This window comes from Streptomyces sp. NPDC014764 (genome assembly GCF_043082785.1).
Lineage (GTDB): Bacteria > Actinomycetota > Actinomycetes > Streptomycetales > Streptomycetaceae > Streptomyces > Streptomyces althioticus.
Window position 1 is genome coordinate 1 of sequence record NZ_JBIBXY010000033.1, and the last position, 25,640, is coordinate 25,640.

The following is a 25,640-nucleotide window of genomic DNA, read 5'->3' on the forward strand; positions in this document are numbered from 1 at the left end:
CCCGCGGAGCGGGTACCACATCGCTGCGCGATGTGCAAGCGGGGCGGTCGCTGCGCTCCCGCTCGCCCGTGCGGAGCACGGGCGCCTCCCCTCCGCTGCGCTCCAGGGAGGCGGTGGGGCCGGCCGCTGCGCGCCCGGGCCGCTCGGGGCCTGACGGTGCGGCTAGTGGGGCCTCCAGTACGGGAGTTGAGGGGAGCGCGGGGCGCTCCCGGCGGGTCCGCTGCGCTCCCCCGCCTGACGGTCCTTCCGGCTGCGCCTCCAGAACCGTTGGGGCCCGCTGACGCGGGCCGGGCTGGCTACGAGGGTGGGGGTCGCTCGTTCGTCTCGGGTTCCAGTGTAGCGCGTGCATCCGTGAGATGCAGCATGTACCGTTGGCGGAAACACAGGACACCCCCCAACCGTCTGGGAACCTCCCCGGAATTCCGAGAGGAACGACCGCAGATGACCGGTCACCAGGAATCTACCGGACCCGATCCCGCTCTGAGCAGCGATTCTGTGCGCCGGGTGACGCAGTACCAGACAGCAGGCCTCAACGCCCGGCTCCGGCTGTTCGCGCTCCTGGAGGCGCAGGGCGTGCCCGCGAGCGAGGCGGACGACCTGGTGGCCGCACTGGAGGCCGGGGCAGTCGCCGGGGCGCAGTGCCAGGTGGTGGAGCTGGACGGGATGGCGCCGGCCTCTCAAGGCGAGCTGTTCGAGGACGGCTGGGACGAGGGCGTCAGGACCGTGAGCGAGGCCCTGGTAGGCATCGCGGACCGGGAGTGGTCCCGGCGCGGCGGCCGGTCGGCGGGGGCCGCTGAACTGGCCGTACATATCGCGGACGTGAGGCAGCGTGAGCGGGCCGACCTGGTGCGGCTGGAGAGGTTCATCCGGGAGGCCGTGCTGCCGGGCACGCACCCGCACACCACGGCGCGGCGCCGGGTGCTGGAGGCACTGGGCGAGGCCGGCGGTCTGTGCACCGCGCGGACGCGGAACGCGGACGGGGACGTCATCGTCTGCACGCTCGATGCCGGGCACTACGACCCGGACGACAAGCCGCCCTTCAAGGACGGGAAGCCGGGCGGCTGGCACAAGGCGGATGCATCGATCTGGAACGACCTCGGTGCGGCCTGCATTCCGCACGCGGCCATCTGAAAGACCACGGGAATTCAGGCTCAGGGGAGGCATGGAAATGTCAGCGATTCCACTCAAGGAACACCAGGTCGATCAGCGGTCCGCGTTTCGCAGGTGGGTGGGATTCCCTGCAAGGTCATCTGTGCCCCCGCAGGGTGCCCGTGCCACGATCGTGTCAGCGACCGGCTCGGGTAAGACGATCATGGCAGCCGCGTGCGCGCTGGAGTCGTTCGCGGACGGCCGGATCCTCGTGACCGTGCCGACCCTGGACCTGCTCGTGCAGACCGCCCAGGCGTGGCGCGCGGTGGGCCACCGGGCCCCGATGGTCGCGGTGTGCTCGCTGGAGAACGACCCCGTGCTCAACTCGCTGGGGGTGCGCACCACCACCAACCCCATCCAGCTCGCCCTGTGGGCCGGGTCCGGGCCGGTGGTCGTGCTCGCCACGTACGCCTCTCTCGTGGACCGCGAGGACATCGACGCTCCCGACGGCCAGCGGAAGGTCCGCGGGCCGCTGGAGGCCGCTCTGGCGGGCGGGGAGCGGCTCTATGGCCAGCGCATGGACGGCTTCGACCTCGCGATCGTGGATGAGGCCCACGGAACCGCCGGTGATCTTGGTCGCCCGTGGGCGGCGATCCACGACAACGCCCGGATCCTCGCCGCCTTCCGGCTCTACCTGACCGCGACCCCGCGCATCCTCGCCGCTCCCCGGCCGCAGAAGGGCACCGGCGGCCAGGAAGCGGAGATCGCGACCATGGCCGACGACCCCAACGGCACCTACGGCGCGTGGATTGCTGAGCTCGGGCTCTCGGAGGCGATCGAGCGCGAGATCCTTGCCGGGTTCGAGATCGACGTGCTGGAGATCCGCGACCCCTCCCCCGTTCTCGGGGAGTCGGAGGAGGCGCGGCGCGGCCGGCGCCTGGCCCTGTTGCAGACCGCGCTCCTGGAGCACGCCGCCGCGTACAACCTGCGTACGGTCATGACGTTCCACCAGAGGGTGGAGGAAGCCGCCGCGTTCGCGGAGAAGCTGCCGGAGACGGCGGCCGCGCTGTACGTCAACGACGCGACCGACGAGGACCTGGCCGCCGCCGACAAGCTCCCTGCGTCGTCGATCGACGCGGAGTTCTACGAGCTGGAGGCCGGCCGCCACGTCCCGCCGGACCGCGTCTGGTCGGCGTGGCTGTGCGGCGACCACCTCGTGTCCGAGCGGCGCGAGGTGCTGCGCCAGTTCGCCAACGGCATCGACGCGGCCGGGCGGCGGGTGCACCGTGCGTTCCTCGCCAGCGTTCGCGTTCTCGGTGAAGGCGTGGACATCACCGGCGAGCGGGGGGTCGACTCGATCTGTTTCGCCGACACCCGCGGCTCCCAGGTCGAGATCGTCCAGAACATCGGCCGGGCCCTCCGGCTCAACCGCGACGGCTCCACGAAGGTCGCCCGGATCATCGTGCCGGTGTTCCTGGAGCCCGGCGAAGACCCGACCGACATGGTCGCCAGCGCCAGCTTCCGCCCCCTTGTAGCGGTCCTCCAAGGCCTGCGCTCGCATGACGAACGACTCGTCGAGCAGCTCGCCTCCCGGGCGCTCACGAGCGGGAAGCGCAAGGTGCACCTGCGACGGGACGAGGACGGACGGATCGTCGGGGCCGGCGGCGAGGGCGACGGCGAGGACCAGGAGGACGACGACACCGACGCCGCTGCCGAGTCGGCGCTGCTGCACTTCTCCAGTCCGCGCGACGCGGCCACCATCGCGGCGTTCCTCCGTACGCGGGTGTACCGGCCGGAGTCCCTGGTGTGGCTGGAGGGCTACCAAGCACTGATCCGCTGGCGGAAGGAGAACGAGATCACCGGCCTCTACGCCGTGCCCTACGACGTCGAGGTCGAAGTGGGGGTCACGAAGTCGTTTCCGCTAGGGCGGTGGGTGCACCAGCAACGGAAGGCGCTACGGGCAGGTGAACTGGAGCCGCGCCGCAAGGAGCTGCTGGACGCCCCGGAAGCCGGGATGGTCTGGGAGCCCGGCGAGGAAGCGTGGGAGAACAAGCTCGCCGCGCTCCGGTCCTACCGACAGGCCACCGGACACCTCGCCCCCCGCCAGGACGCCGTGTGGGGCGAAGGCGAGGCCATGGTGCCGGTTGGGCAGCACATGGCCAACTTGCGGCGGAAGGGCGCGAAGAACGGTCTGGGCAAGGACCCGAAGCGGGCGGAGCAGCGTGCGGCGCAGCTGGCCGCGATCGACCCGGACTGGGACTGCCCGTGGCCACTGGACTGGCAGCGGCACTATCGCGTCCTCGCGGACCTGGTCGACGCCGACGGCCACCTGCCCGACATCGCACCCGGCGTGCTCTTCGAGGGCGACGACCTGGGCAAGTGGCTTCAGCGGCAGAAGAACCCTGGCACCTGGGCGCAGCTGTCGACCGAGCAACAGGAACGACTGACCGCGCTGGGAGTGAAGCCGCTTGAGGCGCCCTCTCCCGCCCCGGCAGCCGAGCGTGCGGCGAAGGGCCCGAGCAAGGCACAGGCCGCGTTCCAGCGGGGCCTGGCGGCCCTCACACAGTGGGTCGAACGGGAAGGACATCGGCCCGTGCCGCGCGGCCACAATGAACAGATCGCGATCGACGGCGAAGCCGAGCCGGTGACCGTCAAGCTGGGCGTGTGGGTCTCGAACACCAAATCGAGGCGGGACAAGCTCAGCGCGGAGCAGCGGGACGCCCTACGGGAACTGGGAGTGCAGTGGGCGTAGCGAGGCACGGGCGGGGGAGTTGAGTGGGACTGAGGGTGGTGCTGGGGCGGACACTCTAGGATGGGCCGACTGGGGTTGGGGATAGAAGCGCCAGGCGTCTTTGGTAGAGGCTGTGGGCTCGCAAAGAGGCATCGGCGCGGAAGTTGGAGCAGTCGCGCAGTGCACCTGAACAGCTTTAGCGTGAGTGGTTTCCGCTCGTTGACCGAGGTCGCAGACATCCCAGTCAGGCAGCCCACGATCCTCGCCGGACACAACGACGGAGGCAAAAGCGCGCTGCTGGACGCTCTCGCCTTCCTGCTCGGCAAGCACGCGTTGGCGGAGGACGACCGCACCTATCTGACCGTCGGCGGAGACGACGAGTCGGCGCCGGTGCGGTGCGAGGAGAGCAGCGTCGAGGGGGCGTTCACTCTGGACGCCTGGGAGCAGGAGCAGTTCGATCTCCCCGCACAGGTTCGGCTACGGCGCTGCTCCGGGGAAGATTTGCTTTCTCGTCTGGAGGTCTGGCAACCGATTCCAACTGATGAGCGGCTGCGTGACCTGTCTCAGCATCTCGTGCCAGCGTTGAAGGACCTGGTGAAGGAGTTCGGGCTCTCACCCAGCTCCATGCGTAAGTCTGACCTGGAGCAGGCTCTGCGTATGTACGGACGTGAACACTCCAGCTCGGACGGCTGGGTGGCTGCGCCGTCCGGTCTCGACAAGCGCATGCCGCGATACCTGCCGTTCGATGGCAAGGTGGCCAAGCCCGATGATGCCGTTAAGACCGTATTGGTCGGCCGATTCCAGAACTACATGGCCGATCCAGACCTCAAGGGCAGGCTCACCGCCATTGAGAACGAGGTCCAGGACCGGTTGCGCATCGACGCCAAATCCTTGTGTGAGCACATCGAAATGCGGTGTACGGACCTGCAAAAGGTCTCCGTCGACCCTGACGTCTCCTTCCAGCAGGGGTTCAAGGCTGCGCCTCTGCGTGTCGCACGCCGTGCTGGCGAAGCGGTGGGGCTGGATCGCACCGGGCTGGGCAGCAACCGGCGCATCTCGCTGGCTATCTGGGAATGGACAAGCGAGCTGCTGGCGGAGGAACAGGACACCACCCCCGCGACAAGCACAGGCGACGAGGCTCCTGAACCGCCGCCGGTGCAGACGATCGTGGTGTACGACGAGCCTGACACCCACCTCGACTACACCCACCAGCGCAAGATCATGCAGCTGATCCGGGCGCAGAGCGATATCCCTAACGTCAGCGTGCTGGTGGCAACCCACTCGATGAACCTCATCGACGGTGTCGACATCTCCGACGTGGTGCACCTGAAACTGGAGGACCACCGCACGGTGGTGGAACGGCTCGGCACAGGGCTTCTCGGCGATGCGATCGACGAGCACCTAGGGAAGATCGCAGCCGCGGTCGGGCTGCGGAACTCGGTACTGCTGCACGAACGCTGCTTCCTGGCCGTGGAAGGCGAGACCGAACAGCGCGCCTTCCCGCTGCTGTTCCGGTTGTGCGAGGGACTGTCACTACAGGCAGCCGGCATCGCCCTGTGGGCCTGCTTCAACAACGAAGGCGCCCTGCACCTGGCCCGGTACCTGGTCAAGCAGGGGCGCACGATCATGCTGGTGGTCGATGCCGACAGCCGCAACGTGCGCAAGGGAATCTTCAAGACCCCCAAGCTCACCGAGTACTTCGGCTCCCATGCCAGCCGCTACGTGAAGTTTCTCGGTGAACCGGAGGATGACGCCCCGCAGGAGGAGAAGTTCAATGAGCTCGAAGAACTCTTCTGCGACGACGTATGGGCCTGTGTCGCCAACAAAATCTGGGCCAAGAACGATGGCATCTGGGAGCCTGCCGACTTCGCTGCCCTTCGAGGCCAGGGCAAGTTCAGCGGAGCAGTCCAGGAAATGCTCCAGGCGGACAGCACGAGCGGTCCCGGCGGCAAGCCCGAGATGATGTACGAGCTGGCCATGGCCCTGGACGACAAAAACGATGTGCCGGAACAGCTGCGTGACGTCTTCAAGCGGCTCAGAGAGCTAGCAGCCTGAGACGTCCTCGCAAGGCCTGGCCGCCGCCGGAAGCGGAAGGCCGTTGGCGGCGGCGCGCCCGCATGCGCTCCTTGCGTTGCTCCAATGTCGGGGCAACCCACTCGTGCCACCCCACCGGCGGCTTCCACCGCTGCATATGCTCGCGCTCATCAACCCCGCACCAGCCGCAACCGCTGGGCGCAGGTATCCGCAGGTCAGACCCCTCAGTGGACATTGCCACTCCTTCCCCTGACCACATTCTGCCCGCCACCACTGACATCACCCCGCGGCCCGATCGGCCTGCCGAAACGAGCCCTCACGACGGACGCGTAGATGCCTCTGCATGCCCACTCTCCGGCAGGTCCCCAACGGCCGCTATCTCAAAGAACCGTCCCATCCGCGGTCTGGCCGGGAACCCTGACCGGCGCAGCCTAGGGGGTAAGCGCAGTTCACGGCGCAGAGCCGACGTTACTGGCAGCTCGTCGACCGCCCCGACGACAGTCTCATGTATGAAACTCAGAGCTTCGACGCTCGCCAAGATCAGGGTCATCGGCATCGCCGACGGGTACCCCCGCACCGTCACGCTGACCCAAGACGTGCCAGCGTCTCCACTCCTACGGCCGCCTGCATGCAGCACGTGTTCACGAGGGGCGCCCGGGTGTGTGGGTGCGGAGGTCGGGATGTTCCAGGCTGTGAGTGAAGCGTTGGGCTGTGCGGGTGCTGATGTTGAACAGGTCACCGAGGCGTTTGGCGTCGCCGTCGGTGGCGAGGGCTTCGTCGAGTAGGCGGTCGTTGCGCAGAGCACGGGTGGTCAGATGCGGGCCGAGGTGGAGGTTGATCCAGCGGTGGCCGACGTGCGCGGTGGTGGTGGCGGTGCGGAAGTGGAGGAACAGGTGGGGGTTGGCGGTCGTGGGCCAGTGCCGGCGGCGGTGGTCGAGGTAGCCGGCCAGGCGCTGGCGCACGGGTTCGGCGAGCGGCACCCGGCGTCCATCCACGTCAAGGTGGCCGTCGTGGACGTCAGTGAGGCGCAGGTGCTGGATCTGCTGGGCGGTCAGGGCGTGGAACGCGATCAGCGCTGCCAGTAGCGCCTGGGCGGGGTCGGTGGAGGTGAGGGCGGCGCGGATGTGCCCGGTGTGGAGCGGGAGGGGGATGGTGGGGTCGGGGAAGGCGGTTTTGACCTGGGCGGCGGGGTTAGTGAAGACGATGCGCTGGGCTTTAAGGACGCGGTAGAGGGAGCGCAGTCCCTGGCCCATCTGGGTGCGGGCGGCGCCGGTCGGGGGGAGTACGGCGCGGATGTCGTCGGGGGTGATCTCGCGCAGGGAGGTCGTGCCGTGGGCGGCCCAGTGGGTGAGGGCGGGCATCGCCCAGTTCAGGTGCAGGCGGATGGTGGTGTGTGAGCGGGGGTGGCGCCGCGGCGGGGTAGTGCTGCCGTGGTGCATGGTGGTCAGCCAGGCCCGGACCTCCCCGGCCATGGCAGGCGGCAGTGTGGTGATGTGCTGTTCGGCCCAGGTCAGGACGGTCGGGACACGGTCGTCGGTGAGGAGGCCGGCTCGCTCCAGGACGGTGGACACGTGGGCGTGTGGCAGGTTGACCTCGGTCAGGACGGCGACGTCGGCGGCGGTGAGCTGGGCGCCCGGGACCTGAAGGAAGCCCAGGACGATGTTGACGCCGGTCCGCACCCGCCAGGTCAGATCCCGGCTCCAGCTGTAGCGGATCGCGTGCTCACGGGTGAACTGGTCCGCCCATGCCGCGAGATGGGGGTCTGCGCGCCGGGCCAGGCCTTCGGTACCGCGATGCTGCAGGGTGCGGACCGCCTCGCACAGGACCGGCTGGTGGTGGTCGGGCGGCGGTACCGGCTCGGGGCACAGTGGTGCGGGCTCGGTGATCGGGGCGCCGCGGTGCCGGCTGGAGAAGAGGTCGGCGATGAAGAGCTGCTGGCCGTGGCGGCTGACGTCCTGCCAGGAGACACGGGTGTGGAGGCCGCGGGTGAGGGTGGCCTGCTTGCGGCAGAGTCTGCAGATCCGGTCCGCGTCCAGGACGGCCCTGTGGCGGCAGACGGTGCAGCGGGCTGTGGTGGTGTATTTGCGGCACCAGGACGCGCAGCCCTTGCACAACCAGCCCAGATTCCGGGTCGCGCCCCAGGCATGGCAGTTGATGCACGCATCGGGCGGCGGATGAGCGTAGGGGTGGCAGCGCTCGCACAGACCCGTCGCGTAGTACAGGCTTCGTGAGCCGCAGCGCAGGCACGGCGGCGGGGTGACCGGGCCACCCGGCCAGCAGGCGAAGCAGAACTCCACCCGCGCCATCGCCGGCGGCCGCCGCCCACACCCGGTACACATCGCCCTGCCACGGGCCGCCGCGCTCACAGCGGCGGCACCGGCCGGCACCGCGGCCCACGACGCTCCGCGGCCGCGCCGGCCGAGACCGCGGCCGGTGTGGGAGCGGGGGGTGAGGGGGTCGGGGCTGTGCCCGGGTGGGGGGCCGGGACCGTGTGGGCGGATGGGGCGGCGGGCGCGGGGGTCTGACAGGCGAGCAGATCGGACGGGGCGCAGGCCAGCACCGCGCAGATCACCTCCAGATCATCCAGCCGGACACTGATGGGCGTCGTCGACCACAGCGCGGACATCTTCCCCGCGCTGACGCGCAGGCCCGCCGCCGCCAGCCGGCGCCGCACCTCGGCCGACGACGTGATCCCCCGCTCCACCGCCCGCTGCCGCAGCTGCCACCGCATCAGCACCCCCGCCCCTCACCCAGGAGGCGGTCGGTTACCCGGCCGTTGGCCCGCACCCAGGCCTGCTCGATGTGCTCGGCCCGCACATGGATGTAGCGGGTCGTGGTCGCCAGCCACTCATGGCCCAACAACTCCTGGATCGCCTTCAAGTCCACCCCCCGCCCATAAAGCGAGGACGCACAAAAATGCCGCAGCCCGTGCGGGGAGAGCCGCCGGGACCAGGCGGGCAGGAACTCCCCCACGGCTGTGGCCAGTCCCGACCTGAGGGCGTTCGCGCCGGCGCGGCCGCCGGCGGTGCGGCGCTCGCTGGGGAACATCGGCGCTGCCGGGCCGGTGTGACCGCCGGGGAAGTGGGGGCGTACCTCCTCGAGCCACCAGCGCAGCAGCACGTCCACGCCGTCGATGCCCGGCACCAGCCGGGCCCTGGGCCCACGCCCCTGGCTCCCCTTGCCGTGACGGACGTGAAGCTTGCCGAAGGGGCCCATGTCGGGGCGCCAGTCGCCGATGTCCAGCATCACCGACTCGTTCAGCCGCAGCCCCACCCGCCGCCACAACGACGCCACCACATAGTTCCTCACCTGCGGCAGATACTTCCGCGCCGCCGGCAGCGACCGCCGCCAGCCCTCGAACAGACCGACCACCTCCACGCTCGAGGGCGGCACCCGGACCAGGCCGTAACCGGCGTGCTTGGGCCGGTTGAACTCATCGACCGGCTGCACCACCACCCACCCCGTACGGGCATGGACCTCGCTCTGATAGCGGAAGGTCAAAAAGTCGTAGAACCGGGCGACGGTGTTCGCCCGGTCATACACCGTCGACCTCGCCAACCCCCGCTGCCGGCGCAGCTCCACCAGCCAGCCGTCCACGTCCTGCGCCCGCACCGCCCACACCCGCCGGCCCGTGAAACGCAGCAGATCACACAACACCGACCGGTCCTCCCGCAGGGACCGGTCAGAAATCCCCGCCCCCAACCCCGCCAGCAAAAACCGGTCCACCAACTCCTGCTCGAACCCCGCCCCCTCCCCCGCGCCACCCGTATCTCCGGCCGAACCCACCACCGTCAACCCGGCCACCGGCCACCCCCCGCCACACGACCCCGCCCTAACCCACCTCCCCTGGATACCGGCCCACCCCTCAGCAATCCCGAACAACCCCCGCCAAACCCACCGACCGAGCGAACCCCGCAAACCACCAGCTCACGAGACCAGTCGCCCCTCCACCCACCCCCACGAACCCGATGCCTTTCGCACACGCGGGGATTGATGATGTTCCGTCAGATGAGTCTGGGTCGAGGGTGGTTGGATGACCGGGGCGGCGTCACCGTGTTCGTCGCCGTGTGCGTCATCGCGCTGATCGGGATCATCGGCGTCGCTGTCGACGGCGGCAGCAAGATGCGTGCCACGGAACGCGCCGACTTCATCGCCGGCGAAGCCGCGCGGGCAGGCGGGCAGGCCATCGATCCTGCCGATGCGATCAGTGGGAAGGCGATCGTCGTGGAGCCGCAGGCCGCGGCCGCCGCAGCCCAGTCCTACTTGCGCTCCGCCGGGGCCGTCGGCACGGCCAGCGTGTCCGGCGATGGCAAGACGCTCACCGTCACGGTCAACGGCACCTACGACACAAAGTTCTTGTCGGTGGTCGGGATCGGCTCTCTGCCGGTGACCGGCCACGGCAAGGCCACCCTCCTCCATGGCGTCACGGCTCCCGAAGGAAACTGATGCGCACCACCCCCTCCCCCGCCGCAACCCCCCCGAGCAAAGGTCCCCCACGCCCGCAGCTACGCCGCCGAACACGGCCACCTCGCCGTCTCCACCCCCACCAACCACGCCGGTTTCCCTCTGGGATCCTGGCTGCTGCAGCAGCGGCGCAAAGCCCGCTCAGGCCGACTGTCCGCCCCCACCCTGCAAGAACTCACCGCCCTCGACCCCTGGTGGAACCCACCCTGGCCCTTCATCTGGCAACGGCACTTTCACCAGTACCGCACCACCCTCGCCACAGGCCAGCCACTGCCGCCCGAACTCAAACGCTGGGCCTGCAAACAGACCACTGTCTGGGATCAACTGCACCCCCACCAGCAAGGACTGCTGACAGCCATCGGCCTACACGCGCTCCTGTTCCACTCGGAGCGGCAAGGCCATCTCGGCTGATAGGTGTCCTGGACAGCTCGCTGGGCCGGACTGCTACTGATCGTCCTGGTGGTAGGCACGGGCAAGGAGCCCGGCGAACGCAGCAGCCCGCTCTACGCTGTATCGGCCGCCTCGAATCTGTTGAAGCAATGCACGTCCTACCTGTTCGGGAGTGAACCCGTTTCTTGCCAGCTCTTGAACGATCTCCTCAACAGGCGGCGGTGCGTGCCTATGGGCACGCTCACTCACGGCCCCGGGCGCTGTTCCGGCTAGGACAGGCCTTTGCTCGGCTGATGCAGCAGCCTGCAATGGAGCGTCGAAGAGGAGTTGTTGTTCTCTCGGAGCATCCCCAGCAGGCCGGCTCCGCGGTTGTCTTACATCTCCTGGGAGGAGGTTCTCATCCAGTGGCCTGAGATCATGTCTGGCGCGGACCAGGATGCTCTGGCCGAACGGCAAGGTGCCCCACACGTATGTGGCCTGGTTGGTCGCCGTCGGCGTGTCCATAGGCGTAAGGGGCCCTAGACCGGCCAGTGCCGGCCCCATTGGCGTGTGTCCCACAAGGTCGAGCGTGGCCTTGGGAGGGCTCCAGCGGAGCAGATCTGGATAGGCGAACGTGGCGGCTTCACGCCCTTGGGAAATGTCCCACATGCGGCGTGCCTCGGAGTCGATGACCTTGGCATCTTGCACAGTGCCAGGTGGAGGGCCTGCCGTGACGGTGCCTAGGAGTGCGCCAGCCATGGTGGCGATGGTGTCGGTGTCCGAGCCGAGAGTGTTAGCGGCAAGGAGCAGGCCGGCTTCTGGTGAGTCGGCGTAGGCATGTGCGAGAACCGCGGCAAGCAGGGTTGTGACTGTGCCTGATCCGCGAGTCGCATCGTTGAAGCCGCCCCACCGCTCCACCAGGGCCGCATAGGTCTCGGCGGTCAAGGGGGATGTGGGTTCGAAGGCTTCGAGCGCTGCGCGACATTCGTTGGCGACGGTGATCACGGCTGAGCGGAAGTCGATGCCTGCGGCGTCACTCCATGTCGGCAGCCACAGATATGCAAGTTCGTCGTCCTTCGCAATGACGTCCGGTACTTGCTCTAGCCAGTCGATTGCCGGGCGCCACTGCTTGGGACCAGGGAGTTCCTTGGTGTCGAGGGTGTGGGCCAGCAGGACGGCGTGCAGAACCGCGCCGAGGATGCCTCGGGGGTGGCCGTGGGTGCTGACGGCGTTCCGTACGACGTCGCGGGTGATGTTGTCCCAGTTAGTGAGGTCCCGTGCGGACCAGACGTGGGGCTGGATGCGCATAGCGGCCCCGTTGCCGCCGATGTCGACGTATCGGGCGGCTTTGGTGGCGAAAATGTTCTGCGACCACTTGGCTTCGACTCTCATCAAGCCGGTGGCTGCCGCTTTGGTCCCACGGCCGGCGCCGAGGGCGTAAGCCTGCCAGGCAACGACTTCGATCTTCGCGAAGGCCTCGGCGTCGAATTCCCCGTCTCCACGGATGGCGCGTGAAGTTGCCAGGCGTAGCTGGGTGTCGTCGGAGTACGCGCCTGCGGGAAGCGGCATGTCGCGTCCGTAGCGTCCTCCAACGCGCCTTTTCCAGGGGACGGTGGTGGTGACGTCATCCCGCCCGATGCGGCGACGTACGCCGGCGGTGTCGGTCAGTTCGGTGATGAAGCCGAGTGCGTCTCCGTACGCAGCCCACTGGGCCGAGGCGCGTACTGCCTCCCATTGCATGGCGCTCACCGTAGTCCTTACCTGCCGAACGTGACCGGGTCGACGATGATGTCGACCTCATCATGTTCGCTGACACTGACAATGGCCTCGGCCTTCGCTGCGTCCTCGTCAGTGAGGACGTAGATGCGCTGCAGGTGTCGGGTGGAGACGGCCTGCGGGTAGAGCACCTCAGCCTGGGGATTGGTCGGGAGGTGGGGAGCTCGGTCCCAGCGCGGCATCGTCTTGTTGAAGCCCTTGGGGACGCGGTCGGCGAAGAGAGCTTCGGCCCCAGGCAGCCCCTCCACGGGGGTGATGCCGTCGTATCCCATGTTGCCTGGGGCGAACAGGACGCCGGGATGCGTCATGATCACTGGATCGAAGCTGAGGACAGCCCAGAACAGGTCTTCGTTCGCCCACCAGTCTTCGCTGCTGATGCGAAGAAAACGGTGGTTGGGCTCACTGATGCTGAGGTTCACGTAGGACCAGTACTGCGGAGCTTCTCTGCGGATCTTGGTGTTCTGGTGGTAAATGCTCTCGAGGTACTGGTCCTGGGCCAGGAGCGCCCGGGCCTTGCAAAGCCGCTGCACGAGGATGCCGAGTAGACCTCGGTTGGTGGTGAAGTGCACCACCTCGGTGATCTTCCGTTCCTGAATGAGCGCGCTGATCCCCTCAGCGGGTCTTTCGCCGTCCGAAATGTGTGGACTGGGCTCCGTGGTGGTCATACGGCCTTCACCTCATAGGTGTCCGGGTCCATGCAGGCGATGAGGTCGCTGGCCTCGGAGGGCTTGTAAGTGATGGTCAGCGTCTTGCGCGCACGTCCGGCGGACATGGCCAGCAGGCGCAGGTGGGCGTCTCGTTCGCTGTCGCCTGGCTCGGTGGCGTGCGGCATGACCTCGCTGTTGAGGCCGACGATGATCACGTGGTCGAACTCCAGGCCCTTTGCGGAGTGCATGGTCGACAGCGCCACGTTCACCGGGCCGGTGGGCCATTCCCCGGTACGCGTGAGCGGGACCCAGGCCAGCCCGGCAGCATTCAGCCGTGCCTTGACCTCGCTGAACCAGCCCCCGCCCTTGGCATGGAGGATGGCGACGGACTCGTCGTTTTCCGAGCCCAGGTCGTTGAGGAACTGCACGACATGGTCCATCTGCTGGGTGAAGGTCCCCTGGACCAGCAGAGGCTTGTCGCCGTCCTCCCCGCACGAAGAGAGATCCGGGATCGCGGCGTCGTCCGTGGTCTCTACGTCGCGCAGCAGGGGGGCGGCGAAGGCAGCGATCTGCCGGGTGTTGCGGAAGTTCTTCGACAGCAGCTTGCTGTTGTGCGGCCCCACGCTCAGGCCGACTTCAGCCCAGGTGAAGCGCTGGGGGTAGATGCGCTGAGCCGCGTCGAGAACGAAGGTGAGGGTGTGCTCGTCGGTGACGTGGTTTAGGACTGCCCGGACCTGGTTGGCGGAAAAGTCCTGGGCCTCGTCCACAACGACGACGTGGTACGGGTCGTCGGCGCGCTTGGCCGCCATGGCGTTGGCCAGGTCGGACCAATCCCAGACCTGCTGCTCCTTCTTCCACTCCTGGAAAGGAACGACCACCTCGTCCAGCAGCCGACGGCGCAGCGAGGCCGGCATGCGGGGGGAGCGGCCACGGCCCTGCCGCTCGCACTCGATGTACTCGGCCAGGCGGTCCGGCATGAATCGGCCCAGGACGTAGTCCACTTCAGAGCGTACAAAGTCCTCGGACAGAGGCAGGGCCGCGGCCAGGGCGTCCAGCTTTCCGTTGTGCTCGTGCTCCTGGAGGATCCGCTCGTAGGGCACGCGGTCGGTGGCCCACTTGGCGAAGGTGGAGATCGTCAGCTCGACGTCGTTGCCCTTGATCTGTTCCTTGGTCAGTTCTTCGATGTAGCCGCGCAGAGTCTTGTTGTAGGTGAGAACCAGGACGCGGACCGGGCCGTCGATGAAGCCGTCACGGCGGCGGCGCTGCCAGTACCGGACAGTGAACTTCAGCCGGTAGAGGGCGGTGGTGGTCTTGCCGCTGCCGGCGGCGCCCCGTACGACGAACACCCCCGGCTTGTGATTGGTGATCACCGTGAGCTGCTCGCTCGTCGGCTGCGTCGGCCTGAGAACCTTCATCCGCGCGGTCCCTCCCCAAGACTCGCTCCCCCGAACCTGAGGCCATGTTAGAAGGGACTGCCACCACGCGGGTTGAAGATCGGACAAGCAGCCTGTCGCAGACTTGCAGAAAGTGACACACCGGTCACCCATTCGAGTGATGGCTGCGGAGGTGTCCCTCCTCCGGAGGCGGCAGGTACTTGGCTGTCCGACGTGGAGCAGCAAGCTGTCAATGGGTGGGACGGGCTGGATCTCGAGGAGGCGTTCGCCACCGCTGACGGACAGGTGACGCAGCTGCCGTGGGATCAGGCGACGACGTCGGCGCGCTTCGAGGACCTGACGCCCGTCCCCGCCAGCGGTCGTGCCGGGCCGCCAGCGGGGCCCGGCTGAAGGTGTTCGGCGACTACCAAACGGCACGTCGTGCATGGTCCGGCCGCGGTCGGGTGCACTCGTGGGTGCCGCAGCTCTTCGCCCGGTACGCCTACGACACCGGCCTACTCGCCGACTGCCCCTCCAGCCCGACCGCTGGCGGAGACAAAGCGTAGCGGGCACAGGTGGTCCTGGAAGCGGCGTGCGCGCGCGGGGGCTGGGCAAACTGGCGCCTCGAGCCACCTCCAGCGGTGGTGGCGGCGAACGTGCGGTGGCTGGTCGGCTACACGCCACTCCCGGCACCAGGGCCCGTCCGGACTGAGCACAACACCGGGGGTAGGTGGTCTCGCGTCCCGCTTGCGGCGGCCAGCTGCCTCAAGGAGATGGTGCGGTGGGCTGACTCCATGGCTGGTCGGGGGGCGGGCCTTGGGCGCCGAGAAGCAGGGGCCGTGCTGCATCCTGTCGCCCTCGCTGCGTCCCCAGCGCGTCCTCGCTGGAGGACGCGCTGAACGGTGCCGGGGTCGGTCGTGGCCCTCGTGTTGTGTTGACGCGCCTGGCGTCAGTCGTGTTCGCGTGGGACAAGGCGTAGGTGGGCCAGTGCTTCGGATTGCGGGGCGCGTGTCCAGCCGTGGGCGTGCATGGTCTCGGTCTCCCAGTCCTCGAAGAGTTTCGGCAGCGCCTTCGGGTCGCGGTCGGGGTCGCGGTACCACTGGATGAACGCACGGGCGGCGGGGCGACGGGCGTCGCAGGCCGGGCAGAGCTCCATCCAAACGCCCGTCATCAGCGGACCATGCCAGCGCAGCAGCAGCCGGGTGCCACAGCGGGAGTAAGGCCGGGCCAGCTGGTCGTCTTCGTCCCTCACGGGATGGAGCCGGGCGAGTTCTTCGTCGGGGAACGTTGTCGAGGCTTCCATCGAGGTTGCCGATGCGGCAGAAGGAACCAGGGGTGGAGCGTGACGCGAACGGCCACGATCCGCCCGCGTGCCGATCAGCGTCAAGAGGGCGGCACTGCAACCAGCCCCTTCTACAGCTTGGGGACCCGCACGGCAGGCGTCAATCCGTGCGTGATCACGTCCGGCGGCAAGCCGTACGTACGCGCGTACACGGAGACGAATCGCCCCGGTTCCTGTTTGGCGCCGTCGGGTCGCGCAACTCGACGAGGCGCTGAGGTATTCGGCCCTGCCTACGGGGCCACGGGGGGACCATCCCCGCGGGTGCGGGGGCAGGCGCGTGGCGGGTGGGAGCGGGACGAGGTGCCGGGACCATCCCCGCGTGTGCGGGGAGCAGGCGATGAACAGGCCGGTGCCGTACCACCAGGCGGGACCATCCCCGCGGGTGCGGGGAGCAGTCGACCGGCAGGTGCGGCAGGTGCAGGTCACGGGGACCATCCCCGCGGGTGCGGGGAGCAGGGCATCGACGGCGAGGTACCCAAGCTGATGACGGGACCATCCCCGCGGGTGCGGGGAGCAGACTGTTTGACATGCATGTTTACCGCTGGCGACGCGAACTTCCAGCAACTATTGCGGATTCCGCCAATTGGGGCGTTGAGTAGCGATTCACGCGGCAGGGCACTTCCTGGCTGGGCTTGAGCGAGCCGATCAGTGTATGTCCTGGGGGTGCTGCTCCCTCTGTGAACAGTCTTATCTCCTCATATTGGCCTAGGGTCTGTCGTCAAATGATCTTCGATCGGGGATCATGGTCGGGTGATACGTCGCCATGAACTATCCGATGCCGAGTGGGCCTTCGTGCAGCCGCTGCTGCCCCGGTCCGAGCGGGGCCGTAGACGGCTGGACGACCGGACGGTCCTGAACGGGATCGTGTGGAAGTTCCGGACCGGCACGGCCTGGCGGGACGTGCCCGAGCGGTACGGCTCCTGGGCAACGCTGCACACCCGCTTCCGCCGGTGGGCCAAGGACGGCACCTTCGAGCGGATGCTCCGGGCCGCCCAGGCCAGGGCCGACGCGGCCGGGGACATCGAGTGGCTGGTGTCGGTCGACTCCACGATCGTCCGGGCCCACCAGCACGCGGCCGGAGCGCGAAAAGGGGGCTTCGCGCCCCGGGGCTCGGCCGGTCCAGAGGCGGCCTGACCAGCAAGATCCACCTGGCTTGCGACGCTGTGGGGCGACCGCTCGCCTTCACCGTCACTGGCGGGAATACCAACGACTGGACGCAGTTCACCGCTGTGATGGAGGCGATCCGGGTGCCCCGGCTGGGGCCGGGCCGGCCCCGGGGCCGGCCCGACCACGTCATCGGCGACAAGGGCTACAGCTCCAAGGCCATACGTACCTGGCTGCGGCGACGCAATATCCGGCACACCATCCCGGAACGGTCCGACCAGATTCGCAACCGGCTCCGACGCGGCAGCCGTGGCGGACGTCCGCCAGCCTTCGACAAGCAGGTCTACAAGCGGCGCAACGTCGTCGAGCGGTGCTTCAACCGCCTCAAGCAGTGGCGCGGCATCGCCACCCGCTACGACAAGACCGCCGAGTCCTACCAAGCAGCCATCACCCTCGCCTCACTCCTGATGTGGGCGTGAAAAGAACGGCAGTGCCTAGAAGGGCGGCTCCAGGGAGTACCCGTTCTCGCCACGAGGGGCGGGCTTCGGTTCGGCGGCGCGCTGTTCGGTCACTGTGGGGTGGACGGCGATCGCCTCGGCCGCCCGCCCTTGCAGGATCAGGATCTCGCACAGCTCTTCACGTGCCCTGATCGTGCCCAGGGCACGCAGTTCGTCGGCGGCGGCGTCAAGACAGCCGACCTTGCGGAGGAGGTCGGCCTTGACGATTCGCAGGTCGGCCCAAGGGCGTGGATCGGCTTCGGCCACGGTGATCGCATCGTCGACGCGACCGAGGCCGACGAGAGCCCAGGCACGCCACCAGTGCTGGAACTCCTCGTGGCCGTAGTGGGGCACGACGCTGGGATGCTCGACCAGGCGGAGCAGTTCCTCAGGGCGGTCGAGAAGCAAGTGGGCAAGCGGTGCCAGGAGGTTGGAGCAGCCGTACCAGCCGAAGCCGGACTCGGCGACGGCGATCGCGTCGTCCAGCCGGCTTTCTGCCAGCAACATCGAGGAAAGCCAGGCACGGTATCCGACCCAGTCGTCGGCGGCGATGGCGTTTCGCATTACAGCCTCGGCCTCTTCAGCCCGGCCGTGGCGGCGCAGGGCGCCAGCGTAGATGTCCAAGGCAGTATGCGCGTCCTGGCCAGCAACCAGTTCGCGCAACTCCTCGAGCCGCCCGTGACGTGCCAGCAGCCCTGCATAGACGGTGAGGGCGCTCGGTGCAAGGAAACGGTACCCGGCTATATCCCGGCGGAGGATCCGGATTGCCTCATCAGCACGGCCCGCGCGCTCCAGCACCTGGGCCTGCAACTCCTGCGCGTGGGAGAAGGCGTAATCTCGGTGTTCTTCGCCGCAGGCCTGGCGCGCATGGTTTGCGCGCGGGGTAATCAGCTCGAGTACCCGCTCGTCACGGTCCTGCCCATCGGTGATCTCCACCAGAACAGACAAGAGCGATGACGACTCGTCGAGGCGCGGGACAAGCAGTTTGATGGCCTCGTCGATGCGTCCTGCCTTGCCGAGTATCTCACCAACGATGCAGCACTCACCCGTGGAGAGCCCGCCGGCTTCGTCCAGATGGACCAAACCCAAAGCCTCCTCCGTCGGACGGCCCGCCCGAAGCAGGATCTCAGCCTTCGCATACAAGGCGGCCCGCCACCCGGTCACGACGAACGGCTCCATCACAGACAGCGCCCGCTCAAAATCCCCCGACCGGCACAACTCCTCTACCGCCGCCTCGGCGCAGAACCACTCGCCACGTTCCGCTGCCACCTGGGCAACCAGATCCAGGTGACCGTGCTCCAACAGGAGACTCACCCTTCCCGGCGAAAAACCACGATAGTTGCTCGCCTGCCATACAAGATCGTCCACATCCATGGTCGGAAGCGTAGAAGCACCCACCGACACCTCACCGAGTAGCGCCTGGTCGGTCGCCGTGAATTCGGGACAGCAGTCAACAGTCGCCCTCGGTTCCCACTTGACGTGGACGTGGCATTTGACGACAGCTCCTAGGAGACCCCATCTCTCCTGTATCAATCCCTCATGAGCGTTGGGGGGAGTGCTCGTACGGACCTGTTGAGCCGACTTGGGGAGCCCGCTCGGTCCGTGTGGGCCAAGCATGATCGTGACAGCGACGGTTGGTTGCCGTTGTGGCGGCACATGGAGGACAGTGCCGCAGTGGCCGGCCTCCTCTGGGATGAATGGCTTCCCCTTGGTGTCCGAAGACTGGTCGCTGAGGCGTTGCCGCAGGGAGAGCCTGATGCACGTGCACTTGCCGTGTGGCTCGCCGGAGTCCATGACATCGGGAAGGCCACTCCGGCGTTCGCCTGCCAGGTGGATCAGCTCGCCGGTGCGATGCGTGACCAAGGTCTGGAGATGCGTTCGGCGAGGGTAATGGGGCCGGATCGCAGGATCGCGCCGCATGGTCTGGCCGGGCAGGTTCTGCTGGGGGAGTGGCTGGAGGAGCGACACGGGTGGGTACCTGCTCTGACCGGTCAGTTCACGGTTGCCGTGGGCGGGCATCATGGGGTGCCGCCCGAGCACGGCCAGATCAAGGCCCTGTACGCGCGTGAGGAGTTGCTGCGTACTCCCGGTGTGAGCAACCGTGTCTGGCGGCAGGTGCAGACCGAGTTGCTGGATGCCTGCGCCGAGCGTTTCGGCGTGGCCGAGCGACTGGGCGGATGGCGGGCGGTCAAGCTGCCGCAGCCGGTGCAGGTGCTTCTCACCGCGCTGGTAATTGTCTCCGACTGGATCGCCAGCAACCCCGACCTCTTCCCGTACTTTCCCGAGGCTGCGGCCGACAGCGACCAGGACCGTCTCGCCGCAGCCTGGGAAGGGCTGGACCTGCCGGCCACCTGGCGGGCCGCGGAACCGGACGTATGTGCCCGGGACCTGTTCGCCTCCCGTTTCGAGCTGCCCGCGCATGCGGAGGCGCGCCCTGTTCAGGAAGCGGCTGTGGAGCTCGCCCGGGACATGGAGACGCCCGGCTTGATGATCGTCGAGGCGCCGATGGGTGAGGGCAAGACGGAGGCGGCGCTCGCCGTTGCCGAGATCTTCGCGGCCCGCTCGGGTGCGGGCGGGGTGTTCTTCGCCTTGCCCACCATGGCCACCGGCAACGCCATGTTCCCTCGTCTGCTCGACTGGCTGGACCGGCTGCCGGGAGTGGCGGGCTCACGCCACTCCGTGCATCTGGCCCATTCCAAGGCTGCGCTCAACGAGGAGTTCACCGGCCTGATGGCTCGCAAGGCGCGGGTCATGGCCGTCGGCTTGGACGAAGCGGCACCTGCCACCGGGCAGAAGCCGGACGTCCGGCACCGGGCGGGAGCCGAGCTCGTTGCGCACACGTGGCTGCGAGGCAAAGAAGGCCATGCTGGCCTCGTTCGTCGCGGGCACCATCGACCAGTTGCTGTTCGCCGGGCTCAAGAGCAGGCACCTGGCGCTGCGTCACCTCGCGGTGGCCGGCAAGGTCGTCGTCATCGACGAGGCGCACGCCTACGACACCTACATGAGTGTGTATCTGGACCGAGTGCTCTCCTGGCTGGGCGCTTACCGGGTGCCGGTGGTGGTGCTGTCGGCGACTCTCCCGGCCTCACGCAGACGCGGACTCGTCGAGGCCTACGCCGGCCGAGCCAGTGCGAGCACTTCTTGGAACGCAGGCGGGCCGGACGCCTATCCGCTGGTGACGGCCGTCCCTCCAGGAGGGGCAGCACCACTGGTGGGCCGCCCACAGGCATCGGCTCGGTCGACAGCCGTGCAGGTGGAGCCCCTCGTCGACGACCTGAACGTCCTCGCCGGTCGGCTGGAGAACGAGTTGGCCGACGGCGGATGCGTCCTGGTGATCCGCAACACGGTCAAGCGGGTACTGACGACGGCTCGGGTGTTGCGCGACAGGTTCGGCGCCGAGAACGTGACCGTCGCCCACTCGGGCTTCGTCGATCTCGACCGGGCGGACAAGGACAGCACACTGCTCGACCTCTTCGGGTCTCCGGAGAAGACGGACGCCAGGCCATCGGGCCGGCACATCGTGGTGGCCAGCCAGGTCGCCGAGCAGTCCCTGGACGTCGACTTCGACCTCCTGGTCAGCGATCTGTGCCCCGTCGACCTGCTGCTGCAGCGCATGGGTCGCCTGCACCGGCACCGACGCGGGCAGGACCAGGAGAAACGGCCGCCAAGGCTACGGACCGCGCGTTGCCTGGTGACGGGAGTGGACTGGACGGCGGCCGTACCCACCCCGGTGCCGGGATCGGTGGCGGTGTACGGGCGGTACGCGCTGCTGCGATCGGCCGCAGTACTACTCCCACACCTCGAGGGCGGGCCCCGGCGGCCGGTGCAGCTCCCGACGGACATCAGCCCGCTCGTGCAGAGCGCGTACGGAGAGAAACCGGTTGGACCGGAAGACTGGCAGGAGGTCATGAAGGAGGCCACCGACCAGTTCGAGCGGCACCGCAGCGACCAGGCCAAGCGCGCTGCCGTCTTCCGGCTGGGCAACGTCGACAAACCGGGGCGGCCGCTGTTCGGCTGGGTCGCCGCCGGGGTCGGGGACACGGACGACACCCCTGCCGGTCGTGCTCAGGTCCGCGACAGCCGGGACAGCTTGGAGGTCGTCGTCGTCCAACGGCGCAGCGACGGCAGCCTCGCCACCCTGCCATGGCTGAAGCCGGACCGCAGGGATCGGCAACGCGCCGGCGTTGAGCTTCCGCAGGACGCGACGCCGACGTCGTTCGCGGCACGTACCGCCGCGAGCTGCGGACTGCGGCTCCCCCTCCAGTTCTCCGGAGAGACCATGGACCGGGCCATCGAGGAACTGGAGCAGCTCTACCTGCCCAACTGGCAGGGCAAGGACAGCCCTTGGCTGTCCGACCAGCTGATCCTCGCTCTCGACGAGGACTGTCAGACCCGACTGGCAGGATTCTCGCTCCGGTACAGCCCTGAAGACGGACTTGAGGTGACCCGTGACGCAGACGACCGAATTACCTGATGCCGCAACGAGCGAGGTGCTGTCCTTCGATCTGCTGAGCCGGCCGTGGATCCAGGTGCTGCGCAGTGACGGGTCGCAGGACGAATTGTCGCTGCTTCAGGTCTTCGCACAGGCCGACGATGTGCGGCATGTCCTGGGCGATCTGGCCACCCAGGAGTTCGCCCTGGTCCGTCTTCTCCTGGCCGTCGCCCACGACGCCCTGGACGGCCCCGCCGACATCGAGGAGTGGGCGGAGCTGTGGGGGGACCCCGACTGCTTCGCTCCCGTCCAGACATACCTGGCCGAGCACCGTGAGCGGTTCGACCTGCTGCACCCCGTCACGCCGTTCCTCCAGACACCCGGCCTGCGCACGGCGAAGGACGAAGTGTTCTCGCTCAACCGGATCGTGGCCGACGTGCCTGCCGGTGAGCCGTTCTTCAGTGCGCGACTGCCGGACGTGGGCAGGCTGACCTTTGCCGAGGCCGCCCGCTGGATCGTTCACGTCCATGCCTACGACACCTCTGGCATCAAGACCGGCATGGTGGACGACGACCGGGTCAAGGGCGGCAAGGTGTATCCGCTCGGTACCGGCTGGGCGGGCGGACTCGGCGGCGTCTTCGTCGAGGGCAGAACCCTCCGTGAGACGCTGCTGCTCAACTTGGTGGCGGCGGACACCGAAGAGCTCGACTTCTCCGCCGACGACCGGCCGGCCTGGCGTCGTGAACCCTGCGGTCCCGGCTCTGAGGGGCGTTCCGCGACCGGTCTGCGTGACCTGTACACCTGGCAGTCGCGCCGGGTGCGCCTGCACTACGACGCGGACGGTGTCCACGGAGTCGTCCTCGGCTACGGCGATCCGCTCGTCTCCCGGAACAGGCATCGTCTCGAGCCGATGACATCGTGGCGGCGCAGTCCCGCGCAGGAGAAGAAGCTGGGGCAGTCGCCTGTGTACCTGCCCCTGGAACATGATCCGGCCCGTTCGGCCTGGCGGGGCATCGCCGCGCTCCTTGCCGACCGGCTGGAGGAAACGAGCAGCACTGAGGGGCCCTTGCGCCTGCGGCCGCGGATCCTGGAGTGGGTCGCCCGGCTTGTGACCGAAGGCCACCTCTCGCGCCGTTTCCTCGTCCGTGCGCGGGTGGCGGGCGTCAGGTACGGGACGCAGCAGTCCGTGGTCGACGAGGTCGTCGACGACCGTCTGGTGATGCCGGTCGTCATGCTGCACGCGCAGGATCCTACGTACGCCCAGCAGGCCATCTCCGCGGCGGAGGACGCCGATCGAGCCGTACGGGTCCTGGGTGACCTCGCGGCCGACTTGGCCCGAGCCACCGGATCCGAGGAGGAGGGCCCGAAGTCCGCGGCTCGTGCCGAGGGGTTCGACGCGCTGGACCAGCCCTACCGTGACTGGCTCTCCGCGATGGCGGAGGTTGTCGATCCGTTCGAGCACCGTAGTGCGTGGCAGCGCCAGGTTGGGCAGACGGTGGGCCGTCTTGGTGACCGCCTTGTCGCTGCCGCGGGTGATGCGGCCTGGGAGGGTCGGATTCACAGCGACACCAAGGGCGGCACCCTCTGGCTGAACGCGAGCCTGGCCGATGTGTGGTTCCGGGGACGGCTGGCCAGAGCACTGGGGGACCCCGGCTCCCCCGACGTGTCAGGCCCGCGCTCGGGCGACAACGGCCTCGGCGAGGATCCACGCCCTCCGCAACCGACACCTTCGTCGGACACCGATGACGTCGTGACCGCCCCGGAGGTGCACGCATGACAACCACATCCGCATCCGCTCCGCCCGCCGCGGTCCCGGTGCACCAGCGAGTCGCGGAGCTCGCCGCCACCCACATCGGCCATTGGCAGGGGGGCTACCTCAACGACCGGTCTGAGGCCGTCGCCGCTCTGGCCCGCCTGCGCCGCGGCGCAGGCCGTGAGGCGGGTGAGACTCCCGACTTGTGGAATCTGATCGACACCGATGCGCTCCACACCCCGGCAGCGGGAGCCCGGGTGCTGGGCGAGCAGGAACTGGTGCGAGCCGAGAACGCGCTGCACGCGGCCCTCACCCTCTGGGCTTTCCATCAGCAGTCGCGCGGAACGCCCATGCACCGTCGGCATACCCGTGAGCGGCCAGGAGGCCTGGGAGCAGCGGTGCGGCGCTTGATGCCGGCGGACGGCATCGATGAACCCGTTCGCAAGCGCCTGGTCCGCGCTGGCACCGCCCCCGACCTCGTCTCCCTCACCCAGCGGCTGCGCGACATCGTGGCCCTGCTGCGCCGCGAGGACATCCCGCTCGACTACGCCCTCCTCGCCGGCCAGCTCTACTGCTGGCAGTGGCCGGACGGCCCGGCTGCCGTCCGCCGCCGGTGGGGGCGCTCCTTCCACGAGCAGCGGCGGCCCCGGCCCACTTCCGACGAGAACACCACCCCGGACACCGACAAGGACGCCTCGTGAACCGCATTTTCCTGGACGTGCACGCCCTGCAGACCGTTCCGCCCAGCAACCTCAACCGGGACGACACGGGCGCGCCCAAGACGGCTGTCTACGGTGGAGTCCCCCGTGCCCGGGTCTCCAGCCAGGCGTGGAAGCGGGCCATCCGCACCTACTTCAGGGACGAGCACCTGCTCGACCCGGCCGAACTCGGCGTGCGAACCAAGAAGATCGTGGAGCTCCTGGCCGACCGGATCACCGGGCTCGACGAGTCCGTCGAAGGCGAGACCGCACTCAAGCTCGCCGACGAGACGGTCAAGGCCGCCGGCTTCAAGACCGAGGTGCCCAAGCGGAAGGCCGACCAGGCGAAGAAGGACGGGGGCCCCGCACCCGCCCCCGAGAGCAAGTACCTGGTCTTCCTCAGCTCCCGGCAGCTCGACGGCCTGGCCCGCCTCGCTCTCGACGGCTCCGCCGACATCACGGCATTCCTGAAGACGAAGGAGAACAAGGCCAAAGCCAGGGAGCTCGCGGACACCCGTCACTCCGTGGACATCGCTCTCTTCGGCCGGATGGTCGCCGACGTCGCCGACATCAACGTCGATGCCGCCGTGCAGGTGGCGCACGCGCTCAGCGTCCACCGGGTCGACAACGAGTCCGACTACTACACCGCCGTCGACGACGAGAACACCGACGAGGAGACCGGCGCCGGAATGATCGGCACCGTCGACTTCAACTCCGCGACCCTCTACCGCTACGCCGCCCTCGGCGTGCACCAGCTCGCCGACAACCTCGGCCAGGGACTGCGCGAGGACGAACCGCGCACCGAGCCAGTGCGCCGCGCCGTCGAGGCGTTCGTGCAGGCCTTCGTCGCTTCCCTGCCCACCGGGAAGATCAACACCTTCGGGCACCACACCGAACCGGATGCTGTGGTGGTCAAGCTCCGCACCACCCGGCCGATCAGTTGCGTCGCTGCCTTCGAGGACCCGGTCCGCAGCAACGGCGGCGGGCACCTGCGCGAAGCCGCCGACCGGCTCGCCTCCTACGCCTTCGACGTCGAACGGGCCTACGGCGACCCGGAGACCACCCTCACCTGGGTACTGCGTGTCGGTCCCGCCACGCAGAAGCTCGCCGATCTCGGCACCGAGGCCGGCACGCTCCGCGAACTCGCCACCGCGGTCGGCCAGGCCGTCGCGGAACGCCTGGAGAAGCCCGCATGAGCCGCACGAGCGTGCTCGCCCTCCGCTTGGCAGGCCCCCTGCAGCTTGGGTTCTAACGGTCCTCGCAACACCCGCGATCTGTGGGAGTTGCGAGGACCGTGGCCGTTGGACGCGATGATCTTGCGGGGATGCGGG

The 25,640-nt window shown here is 68.4% G+C and carries 17 protein-coding genes, 2 pseudogenes and 1 CRISPR repeat array; of the genes and pseudogenes, 11 read left to right on the forward strand and 8 right to left on the reverse strand.

All coding sequences use genetic code 11. The features are described from left to right. Window positions 1–504: 504 nt before the first annotated feature. From ACF1AG_RS34250 to ACF1AG_RS34260, 3 genes are all read left to right on the forward strand, one after another. Window positions 505–1,131 carry a hypothetical protein gene (locus ACF1AG_RS34250; RefSeq protein WP_391811008.1) on the forward strand — a complete coding sequence of 209 codons (627 nt, stop codon included), beginning with the start codon at window positions 505–507 and terminating at the stop codon, window positions 1,129–1,131. 37 nt (window positions 1,132–1,168) lie between these two features. Further along, complete coding sequence (locus ACF1AG_RS34255) at window positions 1,169–3,841, forward strand: Helicase associated domain protein (protein ID WP_391811009.1); 2,673 nt, start codon at window positions 1,169–1,171, stop codon at window positions 3,839–3,841. 159 nt (window positions 3,842–4,000) lie between these two features. Continuing rightward, window positions 4,001–5,875 carry an ATP-dependent endonuclease gene (locus tag ACF1AG_RS34260; protein ID WP_391811010.1) on the forward strand — a complete coding sequence of 625 codons (1,875 nt, stop codon included), beginning with the start codon at window positions 4,001–4,003 and terminating at the stop codon, window positions 5,873–5,875. Between the two features lie 620 nt (window positions 5,876–6,495). On the opposite strand, the gene ACF1AG_RS34265 is transcribed toward ACF1AG_RS34260, so the two are convergent. The 3 genes from ACF1AG_RS34265 to ACF1AG_RS34275 are packed head-to-tail and all read right to left on the reverse strand — an operon-like array spanning window position 6,496 to window position 9,511. Next, window positions 6,496–8,160: a hypothetical protein gene (locus ACF1AG_RS34265; protein ID WP_391811011.1), complete on the reverse strand. Its 1,665-nt coding sequence runs from the start codon at window positions 8,158–8,160 to the stop codon at window positions 6,496–6,498. 56 nt (window positions 8,161–8,216) lie between these two features. Further along, the gene (locus ACF1AG_RS34270; protein ID WP_391811012.1) at window positions 8,217–8,585 is read right to left on the reverse strand and encodes a helix-turn-helix domain-containing protein; all 369 of its coding nucleotides are present in this window, start codon (window positions 8,583–8,585) and stop codon (window positions 8,217–8,219) included. Continuing rightward, window positions 8,585–9,511: a tyrosine-type recombinase/integrase gene (locus tag ACF1AG_RS34275; RefSeq protein ID WP_391811013.1), complete on the reverse strand. Its 927-nt coding sequence runs from the start codon at window positions 9,509–9,511 to the stop codon at window positions 8,585–8,587. Before ACF1AG_RS34275 ends, ACF1AG_RS34270 begins: the two co-directional genes overlap by 1 nt. A gap of 336 nt (window positions 9,512–9,847) precedes the next feature. Between ACF1AG_RS34275 and ACF1AG_RS34280 the strand changes: the two genes are divergently transcribed. Together ACF1AG_RS34280 and ACF1AG_RS34285 are read left to right on the forward strand one after the other, a co-directional pair. Continuing rightward, complete coding sequence (locus ACF1AG_RS34280; RefSeq protein ID WP_391811014.1) at window positions 9,848–10,300, forward strand: TadE/TadG family type IV pilus assembly protein; 453 nt, start codon at window positions 9,848–9,850, stop codon at window positions 10,298–10,300. A 57-nt stretch (window positions 10,301–10,357) separates the two neighbouring features. Then, window positions 10,358–10,729: pseudogene (locus ACF1AG_RS34285) on the forward strand (helicase associated domain-containing protein); the annotation flags it as partial. A 33-nt stretch (window positions 10,730–10,762) separates the two neighbouring features. On the opposite strand, the gene ACF1AG_RS34290 reads toward ACF1AG_RS34285, so the two are convergent. From ACF1AG_RS34290 to ACF1AG_RS34300, 3 genes are read right to left on the reverse strand one after another with little or no spacing between them, the layout of a single operon-like run. After that, on the reverse strand, window positions 10,763–12,427 hold the full coding sequence (locus ACF1AG_RS34290) for an ADP-ribosylglycohydrolase family protein (RefSeq protein WP_391811023.1): 1,665 nt from the start codon (window positions 12,425–12,427) through the stop codon (window positions 10,763–10,765). A 17-nt stretch (window positions 12,428–12,444) separates the two neighbouring features. Further along, on the reverse strand, window positions 12,445–13,128 hold the full coding sequence (locus ACF1AG_RS34295; RefSeq protein WP_391811015.1) for a DarT ssDNA thymidine ADP-ribosyltransferase family protein: 684 nt from the start codon (window positions 13,126–13,128) through the stop codon (window positions 12,445–12,447). After that, complete coding sequence (locus ACF1AG_RS34300) at window positions 13,125–14,525, reverse strand: 3'-5' exonuclease (RefSeq protein ID WP_391811016.1); 1,401 nt, start codon at window positions 14,523–14,525, stop codon at window positions 13,125–13,127. Before ACF1AG_RS34300 ends, ACF1AG_RS34295 begins: the two co-directional genes overlap by 4 nt. A 192-nt stretch (window positions 14,526–14,717) precedes the next feature. Here ACF1AG_RS34300 and ACF1AG_RS34305 point away from each other — a divergent pair, with 192 nt between their 5' ends. After that, complete coding sequence (locus ACF1AG_RS34305) at window positions 14,718–14,894, forward strand: hypothetical protein (RefSeq protein ID WP_391811017.1); 177 nt, start codon at window positions 14,718–14,720, stop codon at window positions 14,892–14,894. Between the two features lie 538 nt (window positions 14,895–15,432). Here the strand turns inward: ACF1AG_RS34305 and ACF1AG_RS34310 are convergent. Next, window positions 15,433–15,735 (reverse strand): DUF6300 family protein, encoded by a 303-nt coding sequence (locus ACF1AG_RS34310; RefSeq protein ID WP_391811018.1) that lies wholly within the window; start codon window positions 15,733–15,735, stop codon window positions 15,433–15,435. A 335-nt stretch (window positions 15,736–16,070) separates the two neighbouring features. Then, window positions 16,071–16,342: a CRISPR direct-repeat array (repeat unit 29 nt; unit sequence GGGACCATCCCCGCGGGTGCGGGGAGCAG). Window positions 16,343–16,578: 236 nt separating this feature from the next. On the opposite strand from ACF1AG_RS34310, the gene ACF1AG_RS34315 reads away from it, so the two are divergent. After that, window positions 16,579–17,408 (forward strand): IS5 family transposase gene (locus ACF1AG_RS34315; RefSeq protein WP_391811024.1). Its coding sequence is split into 2 segments (ribosomal slippage): window positions 16,579–16,915 and window positions 16,915–17,408, totalling 831 coding nucleotides; the frame shifts between segments, so codons are not numbered across the junction. Window positions 17,409–17,423: 15 nt separating this feature from the next. On the opposite strand, the gene ACF1AG_RS34320 is transcribed toward ACF1AG_RS34315, so the two are convergent. Next, window positions 17,424–18,800 carry a tetratricopeptide repeat protein gene (locus tag ACF1AG_RS34320; protein WP_391811019.1) on the reverse strand — a complete coding sequence of 459 codons (1,377 nt, stop codon included), beginning with the start codon at window positions 18,798–18,800 and terminating at the stop codon, window positions 17,424–17,426. A gap of 282 nt (window positions 18,801–19,082) precedes the next feature. Between ACF1AG_RS34320 and cas3 the strand changes: the two are divergent. The 4 genes and pseudogenes from cas3 to cas7e all read left to right on the forward strand — a co-directional run bounded on the left by cas3 (window position 19,083) and on the right by cas7e (window position 25,505). After that, window positions 19,083–21,900, forward strand: a pseudogene (gene cas3, locus ACF1AG_RS34325) (CRISPR-associated helicase Cas3'). Then, window positions 21,875–23,635, forward strand: coding sequence for a type I-E CRISPR-associated protein Cse1/CasA (casA, locus tag ACF1AG_RS34330; protein WP_391811020.1), 1,761 nt, complete (start codon window positions 21,875–21,877; stop codon window positions 23,633–23,635). The pseudogene cas3 and the gene casA overlap by 26 nt, the downstream one beginning before the upstream one ends. Further along, window positions 23,632–24,312, forward strand: coding sequence for a type I-E CRISPR-associated protein Cse2/CasB (casB, locus tag ACF1AG_RS34335; protein ID WP_391811021.1), 681 nt, complete (start codon window positions 23,632–23,634; stop codon window positions 24,310–24,312). Before casA ends, casB begins: the two co-directional genes overlap by 4 nt. Beyond that, window positions 24,309–25,505, forward strand: coding sequence for a type I-E CRISPR-associated protein Cas7/Cse4/CasC (cas7e, locus tag ACF1AG_RS34340; RefSeq protein ID WP_391811022.1), 1,197 nt, complete (start codon window positions 24,309–24,311; stop codon window positions 25,503–25,505). Before casB ends, cas7e begins: the two co-directional genes overlap by 4 nt. Window positions 25,506–25,640 lie beyond the last annotated feature (135 nt).